Genomic DNA, 23,938 nt, shown 5'->3' on the forward strand with positions numbered 1-23,938 from the left:
AAAATAGGGATAACCTAAGTGATCATTTAAATTAAGGTGAGGTATGAAAGAATGCCAACAATAAAGCCAAAGTTTTATGCTATAAAAGAAGGTCGTGAAACAGGAATCTTTACAACCTGGGCGGAGTGTGAGAAAGCAATCCGGGGATTTTCCGGTGCAGTTTACAAACGGTTTGAGACCGAAAATGCTGCACTAGAATGGTATAACGATAATCGAAGTGAACTCAGAGAAAACGCTCAACCTACGGATTATGAGGTCTACACTGATGGCAGTTATCTTAATGGCCAATATTCCTGGGCTTATGCCTTCGTCAAAGAGGATGAAGTGGTTTATGAAGATAGCAATGTGGGGAAAAGTCCTGAAGCGGCCGTAATGCGTAATGTAGCGGGTGAATTAGCGGCGGTTCTTTTTGCTGTAAAACGGGCTGCTGACTTAGGAGTAACCATTCGAATTTTTTATGATTACGCCGGAATTGCCTTTTGGGTTACGGGTGAATGGAGAGCAAAAAATGAATTTACCCAGAAGTATTGTAAACTTATGAATGAGTATCAAGGAGTTTATGCCTTCGAGAAGGTTAAAGCTCATACAGGAAATAAGTTTAACGAATATGTGGATAACAAGGCCAAGACGGCGTTGGGGATAATAAAGTAAGAATACGTTTTATGAGATTGAAGGAGAATACTATGCAAGGAACCCTATGAGTTGATAACGAACAATTCCTAGGGTTCTTTTTAAAGGTTAACCTCTACAGTGTTTAGCTGTACATAGTCTGGCCTAGTTCGGGTTGCTCTAGTAACTCAGACGAGTCCCTTGTCGATGTGACTCAAAGCTATATCTAAGGCCTCATGCACTGTTTGCGCATAATCCAATTTAATGCTCTTTCTTTCATCAAGATAGGCTTCTTCATAAGCTGCAGACCTGATTTTTCCTGACCAGCCTCCCGAAGACTCAAGAACGACGACCGGCTTACGGTTGAGATATGCTGCCGAGAGTTCTCCGAGCGTACCGTTTCCGCCGCCAATCATGATCAGTGCATCGGAAGAATGAACAAGGATCAAACTCCGATAATCAAAGCTTAACCCAGTCGTAATCGGTATATCAATGTAGGAGTTGCCCCTGTCCCGGGTATCTCCAGGCAAAATTCCGACCACAAGTCCGTTCGCTTCTTTGGCTCCCTTTGAAGCATACTCCATGATTCCATTGGTACCGCCACTCAACAAAACACATCCTCTCTGCGCTATTTCCCTTCCAAGGTCTAGAGCCAATTCTTGTATTTCACGGGGTAATTCCCCTGACTGTCCGATGACTCCAATACGTATCACGTTTCAATCACCTCTTTCTTTAGACGACAAAACTTAGATGTTCATCCGTTAAAACTTAAAGAACAACTTCGCAGCCATAAAAAGTACGGTAACAACAAGGATTCTTTGAATCCATTTGTCCCCTTTATTGACAGCGAAATTACTGCCTACCCAAGCTCCAGCCCCCTGCCCAGCGGCGAGAAGTAAACCATAAGACCATCGCACATCACCATGTAAGATGTAGGTAATTAAGGATGTAATCATACATAGTCCGATGACTAGACCTTTAATACTGTTCACCTTAACCAGCGACATCCCAATCAGCGTACTCGTGAAGGCCATAATGACGAACCCAACTCCTGCCTGAATAAAACCACTGTATACTCCGATCAGGATGAAACCGAGGACTCCAATAATCCTTTGTTTCTTGCTTAAATGCTCTTGATGTACAAAATTGCTTTTCTTTTTCTTCGGCCTAATAGTTAACCAGAGCACAACTAACATAACAAATGCAAGGATTTTATTAAATACCGCATCTGGGGTGTAAATAGCAAGTCTGGCTCCGAGAATAGAACCGATCATGGCCGGAATTCCAAAGAACAGACCCAAACGCCAGTCAAAAAAACCCTTGCGTCGGAAATTCCAGACAGCGACCCCATTTTGAACAACTAAAGCCACCCGATTCGTCCCGTTGGCTACTGCTGTCGGTAGGCCTAAAAAGATGAGAATCGGCAAGGTTAATAAGGAACCACCCCCTGCTATTGTGTTTAGAAAACCGGCAAATACGCCAATTGCCAATAGAAGTAAAATTGTTCCCATGTTTTTCTCCTTTTATGTGTGGCGATTAATCATCTCTGCCTTAGATAATTGAGCTTCCGATAGAGAATTGAAATTCACCTTTTCTCAGTATACCCAATATATTCCTACATTTAAAGCATTAAATTACTGTATTTCACTCTTCCCTTTCTCACGAAGAACCTTATTCAGTACGCTTAAATTCACAAGGTTCGTTGTATCTGGCTTTTCTTTAATGAAACCCGTATTAACAGACAGCGTCACAAAATCCAAAATAGAATCCTTCTCAGGATCACTGGTGATTGTCAGTCGCCCAAAGGCTGCATCGAGAATTTCTTGGGATAACGGCTTCTTCGTTAGCTCTGTGATCTGAGCATTCACAGTTTGCTTGGCTTCTTCTTTATTTGTATTAATATAATCGGTGAGATCAACATGGTTCTTGAGGAAATTCTCAACGATATCGGGATGATCCTTTAGAAATTGGGTTCTCACCACGACGACTGTAGACGAATAATTGCCCTCTCTCCAGACTTGATTATAATCGAGTACAACATTGGCCTGGACATCCTTGACAAGAATTGAACCCCAGGGTTCTGGAACCAAAGCAGCATCGATATCACCTTTGTCGAGGAGGGTCTTAATGTCCGAATTATTGGCCTGGTGAATCTCAACAGTTCCTCCCTTCGTCGTATCTTTCAAGCCATTGGCTTGTAACAAGTTGCGTAGCGATAGGTCTTGAGTATTTCCAAACTGAGGCACTGCGACTTTCTTTCCGCTTAATTCTTTAACATCTTTAATCGGTAGATCCTTTCTTGTGACTAGGATTGCTCCAGCATCCGTGGCCCCTGCGATAATCTGGATATCCCCTTTGGATTTGGTGAAGCCATTGATGGCGGGCCCCGGTCCGATGTAAGCAATATCCAATTCTCCTGCAAATAAAGCTTCGATCTCGGAAGGGCCTGCATTGAATTGTTTCCATTCAACTGTGTGGGCATCACCGATGGCCTTCTGAAAAGAACCATCCGCTTTGCCGATTAAAGCCTGAGAATGAGTAATATTCGGGAAAAAACCGACTCGGACATTTGAATTAGCTCCTGAATTCGCTGCTTCATTCTGAGTCCCGCAAGCGGTTAGAAGTCCCGTAAAAATTAAGAAAATCAGAACGATAGAGAGTAAATGGGAATTTTTTCGGTTAGGCATCCTTAACCCTCCATTTCATAGTTATCCAATCATATCATTATTAGTATTCAAGGTATAAAGAAAACCCGGCTTTCGCCGAGCTTTGCGAAAGCGAAAACCGCTGGTTGCACTTATGCTATCTGCCCAAAACTTATACTTTCTGTTAGTAAAAAAAAGTACAGATATGATTCACCTTCTATTGGGAAGGATCAATAAGCTCGGCAGACGCCTTTACAAGCAAGATGCAAAAAGAAGTGCCTTTCGAGCGCCAGCCAAGTTATCGCTAATCCTACGAAGATTTTTTAGATTTCATATTCCGCGTTTAATTTCGAAGCTTGTTTGAAGCCAATGCTCCGGTATTTGGAGAAATTAAGCCATTGTTTGGCAAAAAACTCATCTTTACGTTTAGGGTTTGATAAGCCTTTATACTCGTTGATAAAACGTTGATAATCATCAGCAGATTGGAGTTTTATGGTTAGCCCAAGGGTATTAAGATGGACAACTGGTTCATAGGAATAATCCTCGAGAGAAAGCAAATTCTCAAACTTCGAGTTTCGGACCTTGACGACATGTTGATTTTCTAAGTCGATCAAGTTAAAACTTGTGGGATAGGAATAGGTGTCCCCTGCGACCGGCAGTGGTTCTCCAATCGTGTAGACTCGAGGATGACGCGTGAACTTCTGGATATCCTGTCCTGGAAGGAGCATATAGTATTCATCAAAGCATTGAACATTGACTTCTAAATTCTCTTTGACAAACTTATTAACCGTAGCAATAGCCTTTACAAGACCTGAAACAATACCCCCGCCACATACATCATAACCATCAACAAGTACGAATCTTCCCGTATGCTGATTATTTTTAAACTCATCAAAAGCGATGCTTTCTTTTGTCTTGATGATCACTTCAGCGACATCATTCGTCTTCACAACCACTGCCTCATCATTAGTTGCAAGCGTGGTGGCATCAATGACTTTATTGATTGCAAAAATCTCGCATTCTACTTCCTGGGTAGCCAACTTAAGTTTATATTTTTTATTCTCAACTAGGCTTTGTTTACCCATCCAGAATAGGTTGGCCTCAAAGAAGTTGGACACAAGCGGTGCATTCTCCACGTGAGAAATGAACTCTCCACGTTTGTTAAAGAACTCATCTTCCACAGTAATCCCCACGGACATGCCCGCTTTCACGATATCAACACGATCTTTTTCCACCCAAGCTTCGATCGATTTCACCTGGGTTACGTGATTGCTAGGTGAGATGAGAATCTGATCTCCAACCTTTAATTGTCCGGATTCAATTCTTCCGGCAATAATACGTCGGGCATCAAATTTATAGACATCCTGAATTGGGAATCTTAACGCTTTGTTTTCCAGACCTTTCCCCTTTTCAAAGTCGTCAATAGCTTCTAAAATTGGTTTTCCATCGTACCAGGGCATATTCTCTGATTTCTCAATCATGTTGTCCCCATAAAAAGCGGAGATTGGGATATATTTCAGGGGATAGACATTCAAGTTATTTAAGAAGCGATTCATTTCATATTCAATCTCCAGGAATTTCTTCTCGGAGTACCCAACCAAATCCATTTTATTGACCAGGACATAGACCTTCTTAATTCCTAAAAGGGAAAGAATGTAGCCATGACGTTTGGATTGTTCTTGAATTCCTTCATTTGCATCGATAATGAGAAGCGCTGCTTCGGCATGAGCAGCACCCGAAATCATGTTCTTAAGGAATTCTTTGTGTCCTGGAGCATCAATAATCACATAATCCCGTTTGGGGGTTCGAAACTGGATCTCAGTCGTATCAATCGTGATCCCTTGCTTCTGTTCTTCTTCGAAGGCATCCAAGAGATAGGCATACTCAAAAGGCTTTCCTTTTTCCTTGGAAATACGCTTCACGCGATCAATAGCTCCTTCGGGGATAGAATGAGTGTCATAGAGTAATCGCCCGATGACGGTCGATTTTCCATGGTCAACATGCCCAACGGCGACGATATTCAGTGTCTCTCTTTCATTTTCCATCGTTTTTACCCTTCCTCTTACATATATCCTTCTTTACGTAGTTTTTGCATCGCATAAGCATCTTCCTGATCTTGAGCACGTCCAGCACGTTCACTGATCGTTGTATGCTTCAACTCTTCGATGATTTCTTCCACTGTGGAGGCGTTCGAATTGATTTGACCCGTGCAAGGAGCACACCCTAAGCTACGATAGCGTTTGCCATTCTTAGAAAAATAGAGATCCACCACGGGAATATTTTCGCGGGCAATATAACTCCAAATGTCAAGCTCATTCCATTGAAGAAGCGGATGAACTCGGATGTGGTTTCCCTTCGGAAAATCGGTTTTGAATTGATCCCAGAGCTCTGGAGCTTGATTGGTATAATCCCATTCCGAGTTCTGATTGCGTTCACTAAAGACGCGTTCCTTGGAGCGTGACCCCTCTTCGTCGCGCCGAATTCCTAGGATAAGTCCCTCGAACTCATATTTGGTGACGACTTGTTGAAGCCCGTCTGTCTTCAACGCCTTACAGCATTCGAGCCGGCCTCGTTGTGGACCCATGCCTGCAGCCAAAGCTTCTTCATTTTTATGCACGATTAAATCCAGTTTTAATTCCTTGGCCATGCGGTCACGGAATTCAATCATTTCCGGGATCTTGTAGGTAGTATCCACATGGATCAGAGGAAACGGGCAATACCCTAAAAAAGCTTTATTAGCTAACCAGAGAAGGACGGTCGAATCTTTGCCAATCGACCATAACATGCCGAGCTTTCCGAATTTCTTATAAGCCTCTCTTAAAATAAAGATACTTTCGGCTTCTAATTGGTCAAGATGATCCATAATAAGGCCTCCATATTTTTAATATTGATTCGGATCTTTAGTGTTAATGGTGATTTCTATCGGTTCCCCCTCGGCTTTGTGAATAGACCAGTGCAGAAGGTCTTTATCCTTTCGGGTCTGCATATATCCACCTTGCCCCCCGATATCTGCACCCAAAAAGAATTGGATTGCGCCAAAAGCACACTCCTTGAGACAGGAGGTACATCCCCAGCAATCCTTGGGGTATTTGATAAAGGACTTGCCGAATTCATCTTTAAAAATCAAGTTCCCGGGGCAAACCTTGAGACATTTGCCGCAGCCGGTGCATTGTTCACGGTTAATCACGATGCTCATAGTTCACATCCTTTGTCACAAGATCCCGAAATAGAATATCGACTTTCCCCTGCTGATAACGCGAATTAACGTATTTCAAGAAGTGCTGATCATCTTTTTCTGGGTAATCTGCATTCTCTTGGAAGCAGTGCCAACGGGTTTCCTTGCGAGCGAGTAAATGTTCAATCAGCGTTAAGCAGACATAGAGGCGGTCAATGACCTCGTAGAGCAACATAAGTTCATGCAGATCCTCGGCTTTTAAGGACTGACTCAGTTTGAGCAAAACGTTAATTTTTTCTTTAGCGAGATTGAGCTTTGGGGTATTAACTAAATAATTTTCCGAGATGCCTCCAGCGTAGATATCCATAACCTTCTGCATCGCTTCTTCGAGATCTTCAATCGAATAACGACTTGCGTTAGATTGATTCAAGAAGGACTGAAGCTCATCGCGTTTACGCTGAACGTCCACAAGGTCAACTGATAGAAGGGTTTGGTTTCGAATATAATCTAAAGCTGCGAGTGCGGCTATTTCGCCTTCGGCAAAACAACCCGTCACATATTTTTGCGGACTTCCCCCAGCCACATCTCCAGCGGCATAGAGTCCTTGGAGGGTGGTTGCTCGCTGAGTATCCACCCAATATCCACTGGCGGTATGGCCACCCACAATATATGGTTCCGTACCTTCGATTTCGACGTTTTCCTGGGACGGCCCCTTCCCACTTTCGAGCCATTTTAAGGTTTGGGCGGGTGCCATATTGAGATAGGCTTTATACAAGTCCTGCTCAACTGCAGGTGATTTTCCTTTCGTCGCTAAATAACACGGACCGCGACCCTGCAGGTTTTCCATTGCCGTCGAGTACATACGAATGGGGGTTGAAGGCGTTCCATAGTTTGTTTCGTAGAGTTCCCCTTGGCCATTAACCTGGGGTGCTCCCACACCTTGAGCAATTGTTCCGGTAGGAGCAAGCGTGTCCTTGCATCTTAAGGCGACAAAACGCATCTCAAAGGTCGTCATTTCGGCACCAGCCCGAATTCCCATAGCATACCCTGCACCCGTGTTAAACGGCGAATACCACATCTTATGATGAGAAAAGCCCGGGTTATTGGGTCGATATAGACCTGCAGCTCCACCCGTTGTACAGATGACGGCTTTCGCTCGAAGCGTATAAAAGACGTTTTTATCAAGTGAGAAACCATAGGCGCCAATAACCTGATTGCCTTTGAGCAGATAATCAATAATATTCACACGATTAAGGACCGTGATCTGTTCCTGACTTTCCACGGCAGCGGCGAGGAGAGGTTTGATATTTTCACCATTGATTTTGATATTGCGCCGTCCACGAGCCACATACTCTCCCAGCTCATCCTTTTGGATCACCAGACCCAAGCTTTCCATCTTTTCCGTGACGCTATTGAGTCGTTGTGCAAGGGAATAGACCAAGTCTTCCCGAAGGATCCCTTCAGAATCGTTGCGAACATAATCGAGGTAGGTTTCCGGAGTTTCTCCTTTGACGATGTAGGCATTTAACGCATTGACCCCGGCAGCCAGACAGCCGCTGCGTTTAATATTTGCTTTCTCAGCGATAAGCACCTGGCAGGAGGAATGCTCAGCTAGCGTGAGGGCTGCAAAGCAACCCGCTGTTCCACCACCAATGATCAAAATATCTGTGGTTAATTCTTTGATTTCTAAGTCCATGACCTACTCCATTTTCTCAATTACTTTACGCTTTTTTTCTATTCTTCTTCTCTTGGCTTCTCTCTTTAAAGACTGACCAACGCCTGGAGAAAATCTTCGATGATATCTTCAGCGTCTTCGAGGCCTACGCTAACCCGAATGAGATCCTCATAAACCCCCATCTTCTCTCGTTCTTCAAGCGTGTTGCCCGCATAGATGGTAGAAGCAGGATGAACCACCAACGTCCGAGCATCTCCAATATTCGACGCATTTAAAGCGTATTGCAGATTATTGATGACGTGAAAGGCATTTTCCTTGGAACCGACGCGAAGGGTTAGGAGCCCTCCGAACTTTCCAGAGAACTGCTCTCGGGCAATTTCGTGATAGGGGTTATCCTCAAGCCCAGGGTAGTTTACGAAACTCACCTGCGGTTGCTCTTTCAAGAACTTCGCAAGGGCTAAGGCATTATCACAGATGCGATCCATGCGAATTCCGAGGGTCTCTAAACCTAAACTGGTCAAATAGACATTCATTGGAGCACTGCAGGTTCCAAAATCCTTAAAAGTTGTCTGGCGTAATTTCGCCAAATACGTGAATTGACCAAACTTCTTATAGGGTTTAATGCTGGGGAACTTCTTAACGTCCCAATTTGTGCGCCCATTCGCAATAATGATTCCGCCAATCGAGTTACTGCTTCCGTTAATATACTTAGAGGTCGAGTGAATCACGATATCGGCACCCAGTTCGAGTGGGCGAATAAGGTAGGGCGTCGTACACGTATTATCCACTATTAGAAGAATTCTCTTCGCATGTGCTAACTCAGCAAGCTGTTTGATATCCGGAACATCGAGTTTGGGGTTCCCTAGGCTTTCGACGAAGATTATTCGCGTTCGGTCCGTGATTGCTGCTTCAAAACCTTCAACCGTGCTTTCCTTAAGGAAGGAAGCCTGAATGCCCAGCGGTTTAAAGCCCTCAAACAACGCATACGTTCCTCCGAAAATTCCACTTCCGGCTAGAATTTCGTCCCCACTTTGTAAGCAAGTCAGTACAGCCATACTTATGGCCGCCATACCGGAAGCACAGGAAACGGCTCCGACGCCTTTTTCTAAGAAGGCTATCCGACGTTCAAAGCTCTCTATTGTAGGGTTGTTTAGTCGCGTGTAAAGAAAACCTGGTTCATGTCCTGTAAAAATTCTTTCTAACTCTTCCGCCGTTTCATGAGCAAACGCCGTGGACTGATAGATGGGGATCGTCGTTGCCCCTGATTTTGGGTCACCCTTGAAATTGCCATGGAGTAAGGAGGTGTTGAATTTCATTACAGCTCCTCACCCTTTTCTACATAAACGGTGTAGGTCTCATCCTCATTGTTCACGACTTGAAGGACTTTGTGATTTTCTTCCTTCAGACTCCGGGGCACATTTTGAATGGGTTCTCCAGAGCTCATTTTGATTTCTAAGATTTCACCCGGTTCGAGCTCTTCGATCGCAACTTTAACCTTGACAAACGTGATTGGGCAAACGACATTCGTAATGTCGATAAAATCATTGGCCTTGATGCTCATTTTAAAGCCTCCTGAAGATCCTTCTCAAATTCTTCCCAACCGACTCGTTTAAGGGTTAATCCAAACCGTTCTCCGGGTTTGGCACGTTTCTTAAAGAATTCAAGCGTCCGATCCGTGACTTTGAAGAGAACATCTTCATCATAAATCATCGGAAAAATGGACTTACCGGTTGCAATTTGATTGCCAAAGAGTCCCCCAAAATAAACGGAATAACCATTTTTCCCAGTCCAAGCTTCATTCGGGCAAGATTTCACACATTTTCCACAAAAATTACAGAGATCTTGCTCGAATGTAACCGTCTGAGCGTCTCGATCTACTTTTATAGCCTTCTTCGGACAAACCGCTTCGCAAAGACCGCAGAACGTACAGGGATCCACTTGCCATTCCGGTTGAACTCCACCTTTGATTCCTATATCATTCTCCTCGGCTTTAAGGCAGTTGTTGTTACATCCGGTTACCCCAAATTTAAATTTATGCGGGAACTCGAGACCCGCATATCTTTGATCCAATTTTTCGGCGATGGGGATCGTCTCAATCAGCCCATTTGGGCAGACGCTCGAACCTTGACAGGCTGTAATTGTACGCACGCGTGGACCGCAAACACCGGTGAGAAGTCCCACTGTTGCCATTTCACGTTTGACTTCTTCGATGTCCTCAAGCTTAATAAAGGGAATCTCAACCCCTTGTCGGGAGGTTAAATGAACATAACCCTGCCCATATTTATTGGCGATTTCATAGATTTTTTTAAGATGTTCAGCAGAGATTTGTCCTCCTACAGTCTTTAAACGCATGGAAAACTGCTCTTTTTGGACTTGTCTCATCAGACCGCCGGCTTTTAAGGCTTTATAATCTACTTTTGCCATGATTTCTTTCCTCCTCTGCTTACAGTAGCTTCTCGCACATCCATTCACTTAGCGCTTCAGGGCTGGCACACTCGCTTCCCTGGGAGCTCTGCCAAACCCTTCTGCCTTCTGCATGTGAACCACTGGCGCCGCTAACCCACGGAAACGTAGTGTACCTTAGTCCCCTTCGAGGATAAGTCAACTAAGGCTTGCGTTTCGTTCCTCAACTCAAGTCAAGTTTCCTTTACTGCCCTTCCGTGCAAATCGTTCATTCCTGTGCGAGAAGCTACGCTATCGGGTCCCTTTTAGTTATTCTTAAAGGGTTTTCAGGGTAAATCGAATAGTCGCAGCTCCTCTTCGTTCACGGTTCCCTCTTTGATTTTGAAGCTTTTAAACACGGGATGCTCCTTATCCTGAAGCGAAAGAATGAGATAACTCGCGTCGGGATCAAAGGCTAAGCGAATATCTTCCTGCGAGGGTCTTGAGGGCGAACTGGGATGGCTATGAAAATTTCCAAGCAGCATCCAACCCTTGCTCCGGATATCTTTAATCGCTGCAAACTGTTCCTTCGGATCCATGGAGAAGTGCTCCGGACTTTGGTCCACATTTATAAGGTAATAGACTTTTTCAACCGTCTTAACCTCACCCTCAATCCGGCCAGCCAGTAAACCACACGCTTCATTCGGCAACTTCTCCTGGGTATAAGAAAGGATTTCAACATAGTCTTGCTGTTTAAGAAGAATCGTCATGCATTACACCTCTAAGACTTAATATCACATTGGGTTTGTTCATAATCAATGAGCTCTGTAATCGTGGGGTGTTCACCACAGACCTCACATTTTGGATTATTGGAGAGTTTAATTTTCCTAAATTCCATGGTTAACGCATCATAGGTGAGCAGATGTCCCGTGAGCAATTCCCCGATGCCGAGAATATACTTAATGGCTTCCGTCGCTTGGATCGTTCCAATAATTCCTCCCATGACGCCGAGAACTCCAGCCTGTTTACAGGTCGGAACTGCATCCACCGGCGGCGGATTATGGAAAATGCAGCGGTAGCAGGGTCCTTGTCCGGGAACAAAAGTCATCGTCTGACCTTGAAAACGAATAATACCGGCATGAGAAAACGGTTTGTTTAAGAACACGCAAGCGTCATTGATCAAGAATTTTGCTGGGAAATTATCGGTTCCGTCAATAATGAAATCATAATCCTGGTCTTTTATGATATCTTCGATGTTTTGAGCACTCACCCATTCACGATAGGTAATCACATTAACATCTGGATTCATGAGGTTAATCGTCTCCTGGCCGGAAAGAACCTTCGGTTTTCCAACATCCTGGGTGAAATGGATGATTTGACGTTGAAGATTGGATAATTCGACGACGTCATAATCAACAAGTCCAATCGTACCTACCCCTGCAGCTGCCAAGAACATGGCCGCAGGAGCACCTAGCCCGCCCGTTCCAATGATGAGAACCTTACTCTTTAATAATTTTTTTTGCCCTTTAACCCCGACTTCCTTTAAGATAATGTGCCGGGAATAACGGTCGAGTTGTTCGTCTGTAAAAGCCACACTGTATTCCTCTTTTCTCTTCTGAATTTTCCAGGAGTGCTTCTTAGCAACTTCCGCCGCCCATGAAGTAGAGAAATTCAACCGTATCTTGATCCTTAACTACGACCTCATTAAATCGCCCCTGATCGACGAGTTCCTCATTAACTTGCACTGTAACATAATCAGGCATTTGAACCTGTTGAATTACGAGGAGTTCCTTGATCGTGACTTCTTTTTCTAAGTTAACTTCTTTACCATTAACTTTAATAACCATCGTTTTTCATCCTTTCTTTTATGCAGCTCTTTCCAAGCCCCATTTTTCGCGAACGCTTATTTCTAAACGGCCAAAGACAAGTTTGTCGACCGCCAGACCCAAAATAATAATAACGACCATCACTGCCATGACTTGACTGATATCAGCCATATCCCTACCGACCATAAGCACTTGACCGAGACCCTTCGTGGCCGAGAGCATTTCCCCCGCCATAAGTGCCCGCCAAGCAAAGGACCATCCTTGTTTCATTCCAGAAATGAACGAGGGAAGACTCGCAGGGATAATCACGCTCAGATAAATATTAAACCCCTTAGCCCCCATGGTTCTTGCAGCTCGAATGTAGATCGGATTGATATTTTTAATCCCAGATTCTGTCGCAATTGCGATTGCAAAGGTTGAACCAACGATGATGACGAAAAGGATGGAACTCTCGTTGATCCCGAACCAGAGGATAGCAAAGGGTAACCAACAGATGCTCGGGAGAGTTTGTAATCCTAGAATAAGAGGACGTAAATTACGGTTAAGATATTTGAATTTAACTAAAATGAAACCGATAATAACACCAAGCAGCAGCGAAATCGAATAACCGACAATAATTCGTCTCATGCTGGCTAAGATGGCGATCCCTAAGGTGTTATCCTTGATCATCTGCCATAACGTTTGGAAGACAGCGATTGGAGAAGGGAAAATATATACTTTCCATATTTTAAAAACATCGACGCCCAGCTTATAAACGAACTCCCACAGTAGGATCACCAGCAGATAAAACGTGATCTTTTCCAGTACTCCAATCAAGGTCGTATTCCTCTTGGGCAACCTTCTCTACCTCCTCCTTCAGGTCTTTCATGATCTCGGCGATTATGGCTCTTAACTGAGCATCTTCAAGATTCCGCGGTCTCTGCAGATCAAGGCGAAACTCGGCTTTAACTCGGCCAGGATTCGCAGCCATAACGACGATCCGGTCACCAAGCAGCACTGCCTCTTCTACACTGTGGGTCACAAAGATAATCGTTTTATGTGTTTCTGCCCAAATGCGTTGAAGTTCATTTTGTAAAATGCGTTTGGTCTGGCTATCAAGCGCAGCGAAAGGTTCATCCATGAGCAGAATCTCAGAATCAAGCGCTAAAGCGCGAGCGAGTGCCACCCTTTGTTTCATACCACCGGATAATTCATGAATAAAGGAATTCTTAAACTGGGTTAGACGGACCATTTTTAAATATTCAAGAGCCTTCTTTCGTCGTTCCACTTTTGGAATTCCTGCCAGTTTCATCCCAAACTCGACATTATCAATCACCCTTAACCAGGGAAACAAGGCTGATTCTTGGAACATAACCACGCGGTCTGGACCTGGGCCCGTAATTTCACGTCCATTCAGATGAACTTCACCCTCAGTCGCTCTATCTAAACCCGCGATAATATTTAACAACGTGGATTTTCCGCAACCCGAAGGACCTAAAAGACAGACAAATTCTCCCTTTTCCACTTGTAATTCAACCTCTTCAAGAGCGTGTGTGGACTTATGCTGAGTCGAAAAATCCTTACTTACCTTCTCGACGCGTAAACTCAAAATGATCACCTCAGTCTAATTTATTCCTGCTAAGCATATAAGTTTACTAGGAATTGCGAGTAAAAAAACACACAACGTTTGTTAAGTTAAGGGTATTGAAAAGGCCTCTCACTAAACAAACAAAAAGTCTCCCTCAGAAGCACCGCTCTTATCCATCATATAAAGAAAACCCGGCTTTCGCCGAGCTTGCGAAAGCGAAAACCGCTGGTTGCACTTATGCTATCTGCCCAAAACTTATACTTTCTGTTAGTAAGATCAAAATATAATTCAAAGCGGTTTAGTATGATATTATCCTGAAAAGAATTAAATGTCAATATTTTATTTATTATTACCTTCACCACTTCTTAGATGAATCAAACCACCCGAGAAAAGGAAGAATATACTTTATGAATTCTGGATGAACTGGGTTCATAAAACCTATGAGTTTTGGAGGTAACAAGATGAAACTCTATCGTGTCAATATGTCGGATCTTTCTTTTGTCGCAGAGGAAGTACCTAAAGAGTGGAACGTGCTTGGGGGTAGAGGTTTAACCTCGGCCATCGTCGCAAAAGAAGTTGATCCAACCTGCCATCCGCTCGGCAAAAAAAACAAATTGGTTTTTGCGCCGGGATTGCTTGCTGGAACAATGGCAGGAAACTCAGGGCGCTTGTCGGTCGGATCCAAGAGTCCATTAACAGGCGGTATTAAAGAGAGTAACGCTGGCGGAACTGCAGCTCAAAGACTTGCCAAACTGGGGGTTAAAGCCCTAATTGTAGAGGGCATTCCCGAAGGAGATAAATGGTACTGCCTTCATGTTCATAAAGATGGTGTGGAAATTAAAGAAGAGACCGAGCTCCTGGGTAAAGGCAACTATGAAGTCATTCATACGTTAACCTCACGGTATGGAGAAAATACAGGGGTAATGACCATTGGGCAAGCCGGGGAACACAAAATGGCGGCGGCTAATATTTCGGTTAAAGACCCCAAAGGCCATATTCGTAGCGCTGGACGCGGCGGACTCGGAGCTGTAATGGGTTCAAAACGGATAAAGTTCATAACACTTGACGATAACGACGGAGAAGGAATTAGCATTCTCGACAAAGAGAAATTCAAGAACGCAGCTCAGATTTTTAACAAGGGATTACTAAGCCACCCTGTGAGTGGCAATGCCCTACCCAAATACGGTACTGACGTTTTGGTCAATATTCTTAATGAGGCGGGTGGTCTTCCTACGAAGAACTTCCGGTTAGGTCAGTTTGACGGAGCAGAAAAGATCTGCGGCGAGACCATGTATGATACGATCGCGAGCAGAAAGGGAGATTCCACTCATGGCTGTCATGTAGGGTGTATCATTCGTTGTTCTCAAACCTATAACGACAAAGACGGTCGATATCTTACCTCAGGTTTTGAATATGAAACAATTTGGGGGTTTGGGGCCGGCTGTTTGGTTGACGATCTAGATATTATTGCCCATGTGGATAATATTTGCGATGATATCGGGATTGATACGATTGAAACCGCCGGCGCCATGATGGTCGCTATGGAAGCAGGCTTACTTTCCTGGGGAGATGGTCACGGGATCCTTAGATTTTTGAAAGAGGAGATTAAAGAAGGCACATCCTTAGGCCGAATCCTTGGTAACGGAGCCAATTTTATTGGTCAAGCCTATGGCGTAACTCGTATACCGACGGTTAAACATCAAACGATGACGGCCTATGACCCAAGGTCTGTCAAAGGTATTGGAGTGACTTATGCCACGAGCCCCATGGGTGCTGACCATACCTCAGGGTATACCGTTACATCGAATATATTAAAAGTGGGCGGCTACGTCGACCCGTTGTCTAAAGAAGGTCAGGTGGAACTTTCCAGAAACATGCAAATTTCCACCGCTGCCATCGACAGTGCGGGTCTTTGTATCTTCACTGCGTTTGCCATCCTGGATTACGAACCGGTCTCTCACGCTCTTATCGACATGATCAACGCTCAATATGGTACAAATTGGGCAGTAGAAGATTGGTTCGAAATGGGTAAGTCTGTACTTAAAACGGAACGGAGCTTCAACAAAGCTGCGGGATTTACTAAAAAAGATGATCGGTTACCGGAATTCTTTAGTGAACCGATACCTCCACATAACGCGACTTGGGATTTCACGGGTGAGGAGCTTGATCAGGTTTACACGTTCTAATGTAGATCACTATAAAGCTTTTTGCCTCTTTACGGGAAGGTCGGTAAGATTGAAGTTCAAGATTCTTACCGGGTTATTGATATAATCAACTACTATGCTATTCCACTCGAGAAAGTAACAATTTGTCTCGTTAACGGCCGGGATGTTCAGCATGAACAAACATTAAAAGAGGGTGATATTATTTCGATTTTTCCTCCTGTAGGAGAGGGGTAAGGATATAATTTTCGAAGGAAGGTTAGTCAAATGGATGTGAATGTAAAACTTTTCGGCGACCTGCGTGAAGGTCGATTTGAACAAGAAATGACTCAGTTAGAGGAAAATAGCCGTGTAATTGATGTTATTAAAAAGCATGATCTGCCACTGGATAAAGTGGCTTTATGTCTCGTCAATAGTCATAATGTAGAATTCGGGCATGTCCTGCAGAATGGCGATACCGTTGCTTTTTCGCCTCCAGTCGGTGGTATGTAATAGTAAAAGATAAGAAAGACCGCACTAAATTTTCAGTACGGTCTTTCTTAATGTGTACGCTTAATAAGCCTACAATTTATTGGTTTAGAAAATTGTCTATTTCACGCTCCTGATGATTACCGATCAACGTGTCTTGGGGTTTGCCGTCCTTAAACAAAATTATAGTCGGTAGCTCCTTAACTTGAAACTCATCCTTAATTTCCGGAACCTTATCTACATCAACGTAATAGACTTCTACTTTAGACTTTTGTGTATCAGCTACTCGCTCAACAGTTGAATTACCAAATTCAAGGGCAAAAGGAGTCGGACTATTTAACACGATAGGCAGCCGTCCCGATTCTATCTCTTTAAGCATCGAACATACATCCTTTCTTGGGCGAAGATAATTTCTAACGAAGGCTAGTGTTTCCCATGCAGCATTTGTTTATTTATCCTCCATTTCCCTGCCTTCAAATTGCATCGTGTAATAGTGAGCGTAAATTCCGCCTATTTCAAGAAGTTGTTAATGGCTTCCTCGTTCCTGTATCCCTTCGTCGTTGATCACGATGATTTCGTCCGCATTGCGAATGGTACTGAGTCGATGAGCAATAACAATTGTAGTTCTGTTTTGCGAGAGTTCTGCTAAGGACTTTTGAATGAATTTTTCACTTTCATTATCTAACGATTCCGATCGTATTGCGGAGTGACTCCAACGTATACCGAAACAAACGGAGAACACGAATGGGGATTCTGGGAGGATTCAATTAAAAAGTGATGAATTGGTTGAGCTCTTAATAAAAAAGCTCTGCCTTTTAAGTTGCAGAGCTTCATAAGTAGACTTTTTCCTACCGATTATCTACGCGTTCAGGCTGAAGATCATGGTAAAAGAGACGCTGAGCTGCGAACTTCTCCCATTTCTCACCCTTGCCATAATTGCAATAAGGATCAATGCTGATCCCACCTCGAGGTAGAAACTTCCCCCATACTTCAATATAACGTGGATCAAGCAATTTAATTAAGTCCTTCATGATGATGTTTACCACATCCTCGTGAAAATCTCCGTTATTTCTGAAGCTTAGTAAATAAAGTTTGAGAGATTTACTTTCCACCATCTTGACATCAGGAATATAGCTAATGTAGATCGTTGCAAAGTCGGGCTGTCCGGTCATGGGGCAAAGAGAAGTAAATTCAGGGCAGTTAAATTTGACCCAATAATCATTTTCCTGATGCTTATTTACAAAAGCTTCAAGGATATCGGGATTGTAGTTAAAGTTTAACTTAACCTGACTCCCCAGCAGGGTAATTGTTTCAAGCTCATCTTTTTGACGTGTCATCTGTTTTCAATCCTTCCAATACATACAATAAGTTATCGAATCAACAGGGTACTTTTAAGCACTCTATTTCTTAATAACTTCCGGCTCACCATAGCTCACACCTAAGGTATCCACCGTCACCGTTTTCATGACTTGACTTTGTAATGGCTTATCATTTTGATCTCTTTGGCTGTTGACAATTTTATCCACCGTTTCCATTCCACTCAGCACTTTCCCAAAGGCAGCATATTTTCCATCCAAGTCAGGTGCAGGAGCTACCATGATAAAGAATTGTGATCCGGCTGAATCCGGGGTCTTTGCTCTCGCCATTGAAATGACCCCTCGCTCGTGTTTTAAGGTATTCTTAAACCCATTTTCGGTGAACTCACCCTTAATGCTATAACCTGGGCCTCCCGTACCATTGCCATTCGGATCTCCGCCTTGGATCATAAATTGAGGCATAACACGATGAAACGTAGTCCCATTGTAAAATCCCTTTTGCACTAAGGAGATAAAGTTCTTCACTGTATTCGGAGCGACATTGGGGTAAAGTTCGACCTTGATCTCTTCTCCACTCGCCATGGTGATCGTGACAATTGGATTTTTCGAATTTGATTGAGTTCCCCCATTCGTTGGTGCAGGGGTATTCGAATTTGTGGGCGTGTTGCTGGTACTCGTATTGTTGGTATTGTTAGCCGTGTTTTGTGCTGTGGTGCCACAACCGGTGATGGTAAATAGGATTAACGATACGCAGACAAGTAATGCAAGTTTAAGCTTCTGCATGAAAATTCCTCCTTCACTTGTGATTTTATAAGAATAAAAGGGAAACTCCGATAAGAGATATAAAGGCACCAAGGATTTCCTGAGGACGTATTTTCTCCTTAAACAGAAAAACTGAGACGGGAATGATGAGGATTGGGGTAATTGAGGTCAGGGTAGAAACAACTCCAGTGGGAGCAAGTTGGACTGCATATAAAGAAAGAGAAACCCCAAGGAACGGACCAAACACGGAACCTATTGAGATCCATTTCATGGCCTGTGTGTTTTTAACTGCTGTATGTAACTTTCCCCAACCCTTCAAAAGAGTAATGACAAGGATAAATCCAAAGATACCTGCAATAATACGGATCTGAGTCGCTGCGAAGGGATCAAAAGCGCCCATTCCCAATTTACTCAAAACCAAGCCGAAGGCTTGTCCACTAGCACCCAAAAAAGCAAAGGTTAACCCTTTAATCGAATGTGATAGCTTTACTTTGTTCTTACCTGAATCCTTCATCAGAATAACTAGAGCGATTCCGCCTAAGGTGATGACCATTCCCAATGCAGCCATCAGCGTAATTCTTTCTCCCAGAATTAAAAAACCGGCAATAGCTGTGATGGGTGGGACGGCGGACATAATTAACAGTGATATACGAGAACCCACTTCGACATACGCTTGGAATAAAAATAAATCTCCAAGGACAAAGCCGATAAGGCCAGAGCAGATTAACCAGAACCAGGTCGAACCCGGCGCATCAAAGGGTAAAAGCATTCCCCTCGAGACTAAATTATAACCTGAAATAAAGATAAAGGCGAAAACTAAGCGGATGATATTAACAGATAAAGAGCCGACCTTTTTCCCTGCCACTTCAAAAGCTGTTGCCGAAATGGTCCAACAAAAAGCCGTCGTCAATGCCGCAATTTCGCCAAGATGTGATGTGAACAAATCTATACTCCTATTCTCGATTATTGTCGCTTGTTCCTCCGCCATTTTAATCCAAATCGGAGCGTGTTACAAGATAAAAGCAAACAACTTAGGTGTGCTTTTTCACCTAAGTTGTTGATGATCATTCTATTTTGAAACGTCGTTCATTATAACATCAGCCTCTTTTCACCAGTTATCTCTTGGATAGGTTTAATATTTTGAGTAACTTCCATGATTCCTAGGTATTCGCCTTGCGCATTTCTTACTGCGAAGTAGCGGATATAGACAAACGAGTCCCCAAGTTTAAGCCAGAAATCCTCATGGTCTTTTTTACCCGATTTTAATTCTTCGACGATCTCCTCAACCACGTGAACACTTGCAGGCGGATGACAATTCTCAACTTTTCTACCAAGAACAGTCTTAGCCCGAGCGAAGATTCGATCTTTTCCTTGGGTAAAGTATTTTACGGTGTCATCGCGCTATTCCCTCAATCAGCTTTGCAAAACGAGATTTGACCTCCTCAACACTTTTTCCCTTATGCAAATCAGTAATCAGTTCTTTTAAGACCTTTTGCCTGTACGCGCGGTTATTAAGCAATTCACTCATGATATTCCCTCCCATCATAATTTAAAGTTTTCTCCTATTCCCTTATTTGATACCCTTTACTTTGAAAGACATCTTTTATTTTCTCCATACTTAGTTTCTTCATTACTGCACCTTTGGGAAGGGTCATAAAACGTCCTGCCGTATTTAACATACCTGGATTTGTAATCCCCTCAAACCCTAATTCCTTCATAATATCAATGATCCCAGGATCTTCTGTACAAATCTCATAAACTGTCTTGGATAAGTCGATCACTTTGCCCATGGCTATCACCTCTTCTTAACTAAGACCATCATACTGATAGTATTAAAGGAGTTCTGTGATTTAACTCATACTTTTAGAGTAAAATTAATATCTCATTTCTTTTAATGAAGGGCATTAATCTAAAAGAAACAGCTTAAGGTGAATTGAACCTAAGCTGTTTTCAACCTGCTATGCTATTCTCGTTTCGCTTCTTAGTTATTTTCAAGGGATCTTTCGAATACATTGCGGACGATATCCTTAGTTGGAACTCCCTCATGGAGTTTGACGCCATCGACAAAATACGTTGGCACATAGTAATAGTCATACTGCTTAGCTATGTCCGGTTGAAGATCTTCATCAATGATTGTTACCGCCACCCTGCTATATTGATCATTTTCCTTACTCAGTTCATCCATCCACTGAAGAGCTTGTTTGCAGTAAGGACAGGATTTCATGGTAAACATAAGAACAGGTTTCATTTTACATCATACTCCTCTAATTTTCTGCATAAATTGGTAAACCTTTTCCGGATCCTTCCGGCCAAACGTCTCTTATCCTTCAAACTTCGGTTTGCCTAACTGCCTTCTTCATACTCCGTACATAGGCTGCCACATGGGGCACGCAGTCCATGCCATATTGCTCGACTATCTTTACAATCGCACTGCCCACAATCGCGCCATCGGAAAACTGAACCATCTTCGCCGCTTGTTCTGGTGTGGAGATGCCAAAACCGATGGCACAAGGGATATCCTTGACTTTCTTGACTAGTTTGACCATTTCGCTCACGTCGGAGCTGATTTCTTGCCGCACGCCAGTTACTCCCATTGAGGATACGCAGTAAATGAAGCCCTGTGCTTCCTTGGCAATTGTGCGAATGCGATCCTTAGAATTTGGGGCGATCATCGAGATCAAATCGATGCTATATTTCGTGCAATACGGTTGAAGCTCGTCTTTTTCTTCAAAGGGTACATCAGGAACAATCACAGCGTCTATACCCGTCTCCTGACAATTTTTCATAAACCGGTCAGTACCGTAGGTAAAGATCGGGTTGACATAGGTCATAAACGCCAGGGGGACCTTGCATACCTTACGGATACGTCGCACCAGATCAAAGGTTTTGTCTGTTGTTGCACCACCCGCCAGCGCACGTTCATCCGCGCGCTGAATGACGAGGCCCTCAGCGACCGGATCGGAAAACGGAATGCCCAGTTCGATCAAATCCGCGCCCTCCTCGGCCATTTTTAGCACCAGCTGTTCAGTTATTTCTAATGAGGGATCACCCGCCGTGATAAAAGGAATAAACGCCTTTCCGTTGGCAAATGCCTGCTGTACTCTATTCATAAATTTGTACCCCCCTGTAGCGTGCTATCGCCGCGACATCTTTATCGCCCCGGCCCGAAAGATTGACGACGAGGATTTTGTCTTTGCCCATCGTCGGCGCCAGCTTTTGGGCGTAGGCAACCGCGTGCGCACTTTCGATTGCCGGAATAATTCCCTCTGTCCGCGAGAGGTACTCGAAGGCCTCTACCGCCTCATTATCAGTAACCGGGACATATTCCGCCCTCCCGATATCGTGTAAGTAGGCATGCTCTGGGCCAACGCCCGGATAATCAAGTCCTGCAGAAATCGAATAAACCGGCGCAATCTGACCGTACTGATCCTGACAGAAATAAGATTTCATACCATGGAAAATGCCTTCTGTTCCAGTTGCCATTGTAGCGGCAGTCTTGTCTGTATCTATGCCTTTTCCTGCTGCTTCACAGCCGATCAGACGAACACCTAGATCGCCAATAAAGTCATAAAATAGTCCCATCGCGTTACTCCCGCCGCCAACGCAAGCGAGTAACGCATCAGGCAGCCTGCCCTCTTTTTGAAGTATCTGTTCTTTAACCTCACGACCGATCACACTTTGAAAATCACGAACAATGATCGGAAAGGGATGCGGTCCCATGACCGAGCCGAGCACATAATGTGTGTCTTCCACCCGCGATGACCATTCGCGCAGCGTTTCGTTTACCGCATCTTTAAGCGTTTGGGTACCACTCGTAACCGAATGTACCTTAGCACCCAGCAACTCCATACGATAAACATTGAGTGCCTGACGATCAATGTCCTCTTTACCCATATAAATCTCGCAATTCATACCCATCAAGGCAGCGACCGTCGCTGTAGCTACACCATGTTGCCCCGCACCCGTTTCCGCGATCACGCGGGTCTTGCCCATACGTTTGGCCAAAAGCACTTGTCCAAGCACATTGTTAAGTTTGTGCGAGCCGGTGTGGTTAAGATCTTCCCGTTTGAGATAGATCTTCGCGCCACCCAGATCGCGGGTCATTTTTTCTGCATAATAGAGCAACGAGGGCCGCCCTGCATAATTTTTGAGAAGGTTCTCCAACTCTTCCTTAAAGTCAGGATCGTTCTTATAGTGGTTATAGGCTTGTTCCAACTCGATCACGGCGTTCATGAGCGTCTCGGGAATAAATTGTCCGCCATGGATTCCAAACCGTCCTTTTAACATCTACACCTCACCCTTTCTCGTTGATTCCAGTGGTGGCTTGAGGTTGCTAGTTGCCTTATCCTGCCGGACAACAAAAAAGCCCTTGCCCCAATAAAGGGACAAAAGCTTCTAACTTCTGCGCTACCACCCAAATTGACGATAAAATATCGTCCACCTCATTTTGCATACCATCATATGCACCTCACTGATAACGGACGAGGTTCCCGTCAGCGTCTACTCCTGGATCACAGTTTCAAGCTGCCCTCGCAAGTCCATTCGGAAAAATCTGCATTACTGCATTCACACCTACTAGCAGTTCTCTGGATACACCTAATTTTTCGTACTTCTCTTGCTCAACGGTTTACTGGAAATATTTTGTTTTAAAAAGCATAACGTAGATTGATCCTATTGTCAATTGATATTTTGGTTGCGTTCAAATTTTTCCTTTTCCATTCTCGATTTAAACCACTTCAAGTGATCATGATCTTCCTCCATTATTTGCCGAACTACATTTTGACTTAGGGTGTCAATCTCATCAATGCGGTCTTCATAGGCATGGACACCTTTATCTTCCCCGTCGTATATTTGTTTAAGGAAGAATTCCGGGCCTCGCAGGGAATTAATGACAGATGCTATGTCCGCCATAACCCCTGAAAAGCCAGTTCTTGCTTCTGGTGTACCCTCTAGGTCCTTTATTCTCTGGGTTAGTTGCTCAGCGTGTCTTTGATGGTCTTGTTCAAATTTGTTGAGCATTTCGGTTACTTGGCTATCCTGTTGTATTCCCTTGGTTTTGTCATAAATATGGATTGCCATATGTTCGCCTTTTAGCAACTCGTTCAGCGTATCAACTTGGGAGTGATTTTCCATCGCGCCTTAGCCCCCCTTGATCAAGAAGCCTCGCGCTCAAAGAACGCAAGGCTCATTTCATTTTGATTTAAATGAAGAGCACGTAATGATCTATCTAACACCAATAGAGATAGTTTATTACCTAGCAATAATCTTTCGACTAATAACTAAGCAGAATCGCCACCTCAACTGATGAGTCGTTCGACCAAACTGGATACCTACTCGACCTTATCTAACCT

29 protein-coding genes, 2 pseudogenes and 1 other annotated feature are annotated in these 23,938 nt (G+C 43.8%); of the genes and pseudogenes, 4 read left to right on the top strand and 27 right to left on the bottom strand.

All coding sequences use genetic code 11. The annotated features are described in order from the left end of the window. The first annotated feature begins 51 nt into the window (after positions 1 to 51). Complete coding sequence (locus tag VM640_RS07820) at positions 52 to 651, top strand: ribonuclease H family protein (protein ID WP_325390983.1); 600 nt, start codon at positions 52 to 54, stop codon at positions 649 to 651. Between the two features lie 146 nt (positions 652 to 797). Here VM640_RS07820 and VM640_RS07825 read toward each other — a convergent pair whose 3' ends face one another. The 15 genes from VM640_RS07825 to VM640_RS07895 form a co-directional block, all read right to left on the bottom strand. Further along, positions 798 to 1,322 (bottom strand): TIGR00725 family protein, encoded by a 525-nt coding sequence (locus VM640_RS07825; protein WP_325390985.1) that lies wholly within the window; start codon positions 1,320 to 1,322, stop codon positions 798 to 800. Between the two features lie 48 nt (positions 1,323 to 1,370). Next, a complete protein-coding gene (locus VM640_RS07830) occupies positions 1,371 to 2,120 on the bottom strand; it encodes a sulfite exporter TauE/SafE family protein (protein ID WP_325390987.1) in 750 nt (249 codons plus the stop codon). A gap of 123 nt (positions 2,121 to 2,243) precedes the next feature. Next, positions 2,244 to 3,296, bottom strand: a complete 1,053-nt coding sequence (locus VM640_RS07835; RefSeq protein ID WP_325390989.1) for an aliphatic sulfonate ABC transporter substrate-binding protein — start codon at positions 3,294 to 3,296, stop codon at positions 2,244 to 2,246. A 281-nt stretch (positions 3,297 to 3,577) separates the two neighbouring features. Then, positions 3,578 to 5,299 carry a sulfate adenylyltransferase subunit 1 gene (locus tag VM640_RS07840; RefSeq protein ID WP_325390990.1) on the bottom strand — a complete coding sequence of 574 codons (1,722 nt, stop codon included), beginning with the start codon at positions 5,297 to 5,299 and terminating at the stop codon, positions 3,578 to 3,580. Positions 5,300 to 5,316: 17 nt separating this feature from the next. Then, the gene (gene cysD / locus VM640_RS07845; RefSeq protein ID WP_325390992.1) at positions 5,317 to 6,117 is read right to left on the bottom strand and encodes a sulfate adenylyltransferase subunit CysD; all 801 of its coding nucleotides are present in this window, start codon (positions 6,115 to 6,117) and stop codon (positions 5,317 to 5,319) included. 18 nt (positions 6,118 to 6,135) lie between these two features. Further along, a complete protein-coding gene (locus VM640_RS07850; RefSeq protein WP_325390994.1) occupies positions 6,136 to 6,450 on the bottom strand; it encodes a 4Fe-4S dicluster domain-containing protein in 315 nt (104 codons plus the stop codon). Then, positions 6,434 to 8,125: an adenylyl-sulfate reductase subunit alpha gene (locus VM640_RS07855; RefSeq protein WP_325390996.1), complete on the bottom strand. Its 1,692-nt coding sequence runs from the start codon at positions 8,123 to 8,125 to the stop codon at positions 6,434 to 6,436. The genes VM640_RS07850 and VM640_RS07855 overlap by 17 nt, the downstream gene beginning before the upstream one ends. A 65-nt stretch (positions 8,126 to 8,190) precedes the next feature. Further along, complete coding sequence (locus tag VM640_RS07860; RefSeq protein WP_325390998.1) at positions 8,191 to 9,420, bottom strand: O-acetylhomoserine aminocarboxypropyltransferase/cysteine synthase family protein; 1,230 nt, start codon at positions 9,418 to 9,420, stop codon at positions 8,191 to 8,193. Continuing rightward, entirely contained in the window at positions 9,420 to 9,665 is a 246-nt protein-coding gene (locus VM640_RS07865; RefSeq protein ID WP_325391000.1) for a sulfurtransferase TusA family protein, read from the bottom strand. Before VM640_RS07865 ends, VM640_RS07860 begins: the two co-directional genes overlap by 1 nt. Then, positions 9,662 to 10,528: a 4Fe-4S binding protein gene (locus tag VM640_RS07870; protein ID WP_325391002.1), complete on the bottom strand. Its 867-nt coding sequence runs from the start codon at positions 10,526 to 10,528 to the stop codon at positions 9,662 to 9,664. Before VM640_RS07870 ends, VM640_RS07865 begins: the two co-directional genes overlap by 4 nt. 305 nt (positions 10,529 to 10,833) lie before the next feature. After that, positions 10,834 to 11,256: a M67 family metallopeptidase gene (locus tag VM640_RS07875; protein WP_325391004.1), complete on the bottom strand. Its 423-nt coding sequence runs from the start codon at positions 11,254 to 11,256 to the stop codon at positions 10,834 to 10,836. An 11-nt stretch (positions 11,257 to 11,267) separates the two neighbouring features. Next, positions 11,268 to 12,080, bottom strand: a complete 813-nt coding sequence (locus tag VM640_RS07880; RefSeq protein ID WP_325391006.1) for a HesA/MoeB/ThiF family protein — start codon at positions 12,078 to 12,080, stop codon at positions 11,268 to 11,270. Between the two features lie 43 nt (positions 12,081 to 12,123). Next, on the bottom strand, positions 12,124 to 12,333 hold the full coding sequence (gene thiS / locus VM640_RS07885; RefSeq protein WP_325391008.1) for a sulfur carrier protein ThiS: 210 nt from the start codon (positions 12,331 to 12,333) through the stop codon (positions 12,124 to 12,126). An 18-nt stretch (positions 12,334 to 12,351) separates the two neighbouring features. Next, positions 12,352 to 13,128 (bottom strand): ABC transporter permease, encoded by a 777-nt coding sequence (locus tag VM640_RS07890; protein WP_325391010.1) that lies wholly within the window; start codon positions 13,126 to 13,128, stop codon positions 12,352 to 12,354. Further along, entirely contained in the window at positions 13,061 to 13,900 is an 840-nt protein-coding gene (locus tag VM640_RS07895) for an ABC transporter ATP-binding protein (RefSeq protein WP_325391012.1), read from the bottom strand. Before VM640_RS07895 ends, VM640_RS07890 begins: the two co-directional genes overlap by 68 nt. Before the next feature lie 440 nt (positions 13,901 to 14,340). Between VM640_RS07895 and VM640_RS07900 the strand changes: the two genes are divergently transcribed. Genes VM640_RS07900 through VM640_RS07910 form a run of 3 tightly spaced genes read left to right on the top strand, consistent with a single transcriptional unit; the run spans position 14,341 to position 16,533 of the window. Then, complete coding sequence (locus VM640_RS07900) at positions 14,341 to 16,065, top strand: aldehyde ferredoxin oxidoreductase family protein (protein WP_325391014.1); 1,725 nt, start codon at positions 14,341 to 14,343, stop codon at positions 16,063 to 16,065. 21 nt (positions 16,066 to 16,086) lie between these two features. Beyond that, positions 16,087 to 16,278 carry a MoaD/ThiS family protein gene (locus VM640_RS07905; protein WP_325391016.1) on the top strand — a complete coding sequence of 64 codons (192 nt, stop codon included), beginning with the start codon at positions 16,087 to 16,089 and terminating at the stop codon, positions 16,276 to 16,278. 30 nt (positions 16,279 to 16,308) lie between these two features. After that, entirely contained in the window at positions 16,309 to 16,533 is a 225-nt protein-coding gene (locus tag VM640_RS07910; RefSeq protein ID WP_325391018.1) for a MoaD/ThiS family protein, read from the top strand. A gap of 76 nt (positions 16,534 to 16,609) precedes the next feature. On the opposite strand, the gene VM640_RS07915 is transcribed toward VM640_RS07910, so the two are convergent. From VM640_RS07915 to VM640_RS07970, 12 genes and pseudogenes are all read right to left on the bottom strand, one after another. Further along, positions 16,610 to 16,888, bottom strand: coding sequence for a thioredoxin family protein (locus VM640_RS07915; protein ID WP_325391020.1), 279 nt, complete (start codon positions 16,886 to 16,888; stop codon positions 16,610 to 16,612). A gap of 69 nt (positions 16,889 to 16,957) precedes the next feature. Continuing rightward, a pseudogene (locus tag VM640_RS07920) lies at positions 16,958 to 17,203 on the bottom strand (ABC transporter ATP-binding protein); the annotation flags it as partial. 154 nt (positions 17,204 to 17,357) lie between these two features. Then, complete coding sequence (queF, locus tag VM640_RS07925; protein ID WP_325391022.1) at positions 17,358 to 17,846, bottom strand: preQ(1) synthase; 489 nt, start codon at positions 17,844 to 17,846, stop codon at positions 17,358 to 17,360. A 63-nt stretch (positions 17,847 to 17,909) separates the two neighbouring features. Next, on the bottom strand, positions 17,910 to 18,608 hold the full coding sequence (locus VM640_RS07930) for a peptidylprolyl isomerase (RefSeq protein WP_325391024.1): 699 nt from the start codon (positions 18,606 to 18,608) through the stop codon (positions 17,910 to 17,912). A gap of 25 nt (positions 18,609 to 18,633) precedes the next feature. Then, a complete protein-coding gene (locus VM640_RS07935; RefSeq protein ID WP_325391026.1) occupies positions 18,634 to 19,530 on the bottom strand; it encodes a DMT family transporter in 897 nt (298 codons plus the stop codon). A gap of 146 nt (positions 19,531 to 19,676) precedes the next feature. Next, positions 19,677 to 19,988: pseudogene (locus tag VM640_RS07940) on the bottom strand (PAS domain-containing protein); the annotation flags it as partial. Then, positions 19,981 to 20,133, bottom strand: a complete 153-nt coding sequence (locus VM640_RS07945; protein ID WP_325391028.1) for a DUF438 domain-containing protein — start codon at positions 20,131 to 20,133, stop codon at positions 19,981 to 19,983. The pseudogene VM640_RS07940 and the gene VM640_RS07945, both read right to left, overlap by 8 nt. 16 nt (positions 20,134 to 20,149) lie before the next feature. Continuing rightward, positions 20,150 to 20,377, bottom strand: a complete 228-nt coding sequence (locus tag VM640_RS07950; protein ID WP_325391030.1) for a DUF1858 domain-containing protein — start codon at positions 20,375 to 20,377, stop codon at positions 20,150 to 20,152. A 191-nt stretch (positions 20,378 to 20,568) separates the two neighbouring features. Continuing rightward, on the bottom strand, positions 20,569 to 20,835 hold the full coding sequence (locus VM640_RS07955) for a thioredoxin family protein (RefSeq protein WP_325391032.1): 267 nt from the start codon (positions 20,833 to 20,835) through the stop codon (positions 20,569 to 20,571). A 79-nt stretch (positions 20,836 to 20,914) separates the two neighbouring features. Beyond that, positions 20,915 to 21,697 carry a tryptophan synthase subunit alpha gene (trpA, locus tag VM640_RS07960; RefSeq protein ID WP_325391034.1) on the bottom strand — a complete coding sequence of 261 codons (783 nt, stop codon included), beginning with the start codon at positions 21,695 to 21,697 and terminating at the stop codon, positions 20,915 to 20,917. Continuing rightward, positions 21,690 to 22,874: a tryptophan synthase subunit beta gene (trpB, locus tag VM640_RS07965; RefSeq protein WP_325391036.1), complete on the bottom strand. Its 1,185-nt coding sequence runs from the start codon at positions 22,872 to 22,874 to the stop codon at positions 21,690 to 21,692. The genes trpA and trpB overlap by 8 nt, the downstream gene beginning before the upstream one ends. Positions 22,875 to 22,965: 91 nt before the next feature. Then, positions 22,966 to 23,219, bottom strand: a binding site (T-box leader). 45 nt (positions 23,220 to 23,264) lie between these two features. Then, positions 23,265 to 23,720 (bottom strand): DUF2383 domain-containing protein, encoded by a 456-nt coding sequence (locus tag VM640_RS07970; protein WP_325391038.1) that lies wholly within the window; start codon positions 23,718 to 23,720, stop codon positions 23,265 to 23,267. Positions 23,721 to 23,938 lie beyond the last annotated feature (218 nt).

This window comes from Desulfitobacterium sp. (genome assembly GCF_035539115.1).
GTDB lineage: Bacteria > Bacillota > Desulfitobacteriia > Desulfitobacteriales > Desulfitobacteriaceae > Desulfitobacterium_A.